The following is a 443-nucleotide window of genomic DNA, read 5'->3' on the forward strand; positions in this document are numbered from 1 at the left end:
TAAAACCAGAATTGCGAACACATAAATTTGAACCTGTTACAGAAGTCAAGGTATAAGTCGTTGTACTTGTAACCGTTCCTGTGAAAGCCGCAAAAGGTGTACCGCTCACAACGCCTGTGGCTGTGCGGTCTGTTCCGCCGTTTTCTTTATAGACAACTGTATAAGGCCCTGTTCCTGCTGATGCTGTAAATGTTAACTGCCCGGAACCTGTTGCACAAAACGGACCATTGGCACTTAAGGTTCCCTGCGGTAATGGGTTTACAGTTATAGTGGCAGAATTCCCTGTGAAACCAGAGCTTCTGATACAATTTGTATCGGTGACAGAAGTCAAGGTATAAGTAGTTGTACTTGTCACGGTATTTGTAAAAGCATTAAATGGAGTACCGCTCACAACTCCTGTGGCTGTACGGTCTGTTCCGCCGTTTTCTTTATAGACAACCGTG

General features: G+C 44.7%; 1 protein-coding gene. It reads right to left on the minus strand.

Going from position 1 to position 443, the window contains the following annotated elements; translation table 11 throughout:
• Positions 1 to 443 (minus strand): hypothetical protein (locus K0H48_RS30580; protein ID WP_219337884.1); only part of this gene is annotated, 443 nt, incomplete at both ends.

It is taken from the genome of Pseudomonas sp. Xaverov 259 (assembly GCF_019352915.1).
Lineage (GTDB): Bacteria > Pseudomonadota > Gammaproteobacteria > Pseudomonadales > Pseudomonadaceae > Aquipseudomonas.